At 64.1% G+C, this 2339-nt stretch carries 1 protein-coding gene; it reads left to right on the top strand.

Annotation, left to right across the window (positions count from 1 at the left end):
• Window positions 1–60 precede the first annotated feature (60 nt).
• Window positions 61–2339 (top strand): YadA family autotransporter adhesin (locus tag BTH42_RS33810; RefSeq protein WP_372237309.1); only part of this gene is annotated, 2279 nt, incomplete at its 3' end.

Here is a 2339-nt window from a genome sequence, read left to right as displayed (position 1 = left end):
GCGACCGGTGACGGCGCCACCGCGCTGGGTGATAGCGCGAAGGCATCCGTGGACAGATCCTTGGCACTCGGCCGCGGCGCGCAGGCGAGCGCGCTCAATTCAAGCGCGATCGGCGCAGCCGCGAATGCGACGGCTGCTAATTCAGTAGCGCTGGGCGCGAGTTCCACCACGACGGCTAATTTGGCCGCCGCGGGTTACAACCCCGGCTCCGCTGCTCTGCAGGGTATGGCATCGGCTGCACGGGGTGAAGTGTCGGTGGGTTCGTCGGGCAACGAACGCCGCGTGACGAACGTGGCAGCCGGTTCGGCCGCCACGGATGCGGTGAACGTGAGCCAGTTGCAGTCGGAAGCGGTGAAGTCGGCCAACATTGGCGCGACCACGGCAGCGGCGCTCGGCGGTGGTGCGACCTATAACGCCGACGGCACGATCACGGCACCGAGCTACAGCGTGGACGGCACGCAGGTCACCAACGTAGGTGCTGCGATCAGCAACATCGACGGCCGCGTGACGACGAACGCGGGGAACATCACGACGCTGCAAGGCCAGATGGCCGACGCAGTCATGTATGACACGCCGGCGCATGACAGCCTGACGCTGGGTGGTGCGAATGCTGCGCCGGTGGCGCTGCACAACGTGGCCAACGGTGTCGCTGGGACGGATGCGATTAACGTTAATCAACTGAACACAGCGACGACGCAACTGGGTAACCAGATTTCCAATGTGTCGAGCAGCCTGACGAACGCTACCCGTTACTTCAAGGCCAACGGAAACAATGATGGCACGGACGACGCGGTAGCCACCGGTGCCAACGCGGTGGCAGTAGGCCGCAACGCGGTGGCGGGTCCGGCAAGTGCGACCGCTATCGGCGCGGGCGCCAATGCGTTGGGCCAGTCGTCGCTCGCCATCGGCGCGGGCGCGACAGCGACGAGCGACGTGTCGGGCGGGATCGGTGGCATTGCGATCGGCCAGTTCGCCACGGCCGGCAACAACCCGGCGACGGGTGGTCAGGTAGGACCGTCGATCGCCATCGGCGGATCGTCGCAAGCGGATAAGTATTCTGTCGCGCTGGGCAATGGAGCGCGAGCGCTGCAGGACAATGGTTTGGCGCTCGGTTCGATGGCACGGGTCACGGCCGCAAATGCGGTGGCACTGGGCTATGGCTCGACGGCTGATCGTGCGAACAGCGTGTCGATTGGCAGCGTGGGCGCGGAGCGTCAAGTCGTGAACCTGGCAGCAGGTACGGCTGGTACCGACGCGGTGAACGTATCGCAGCTCAAGGGCACGGCTCAGTCGGTGGCCGAAGCCTTGGGTGGCGGCGCGACGGTGACCGCCGATGGCACGATCGGTGCGCCGAGCTACAGCGTGGGCGGCACGACGGTGGGCAACGTGGGTGATGCGGTGAGCAACATCGATGGCCGCGTAACGACGAACGCGGGGAACATCGCAACGCTGCAAGGTCAGATGGCCGATGCAGTGAGCTATGACACGTCGGCCCATACCAGTGTGACGCTGGGCGGTGCGGCTGCGGCGCCGGTGGCACTGCATAACGTGGCAGCGGGTGATCTGTCGGCGAGCAGCACGGACGCGGTCAATGGTTCGCAGTTGAACACGACGAACCAGAACGTGGCGGACCTGGGTAGCCAGGTTGCGAAGAACACAGGCGATATCAGCAACGTGCAGACCACGCTGTCGGATGCGGTGATGTATGACTCGGCCTCGCACAACAGCGTCACCCTTGGCGGTGCAAATGCCGCGGCTCCGGTGGCCCTGAAAAACGTGGCTGACGGCGTCGACAACAACGATGCGGTGAACGTGTCGCAACTGAACACGACCAACCAGAACGTGGCGGACCTGGGCAGCCAGGTGACGAAGAACGCTGGCGATATCAGTAACGTGCAGGCAACGCTGTCGGATGCGGTCATGTATGACTCGGCCGCTCACAACAGTGTCACCCTTGGCGGTGCAAATGCCGCGGCTCCGGTGGCCCTGAAAAACGTGGCTGACGGCGTCGACAACAACGATGCGGTGAACGTGTCGCAACTGAACACGACCAACCAGAACGTGGCGGACCTGGGCAGCCAGGTGACGAAGAACGCTGGCGATATCAGTAACGTGCAGGCAACGCTGTCGGATGCGGTCATGTATGACTCGGCCGCTCACAACAGTGTCACCCTTGGCGGTGCAAATGCCGCGGCTCCGGTGGCCCTGAAAAACGTGGCTGACGGCGTCGACAACAACGATGCGGTGAACGTGTCGCAACTGAACACGACCAACCAGAACGTGGCGGACCTGGGCAGCCAGGTGACGAAGAACGCTGGCGATATCAGTAACGTGCAGGC

Source organism: Burkholderia sp. SRS-W-2-2016, assembly GCF_001931485.1.
Lineage (GTDB): Bacteria > Pseudomonadota > Gammaproteobacteria > Burkholderiales > Burkholderiaceae > Paraburkholderia.
This window is presented reverse-complemented; position numbering and strand designations above follow the sequence as displayed.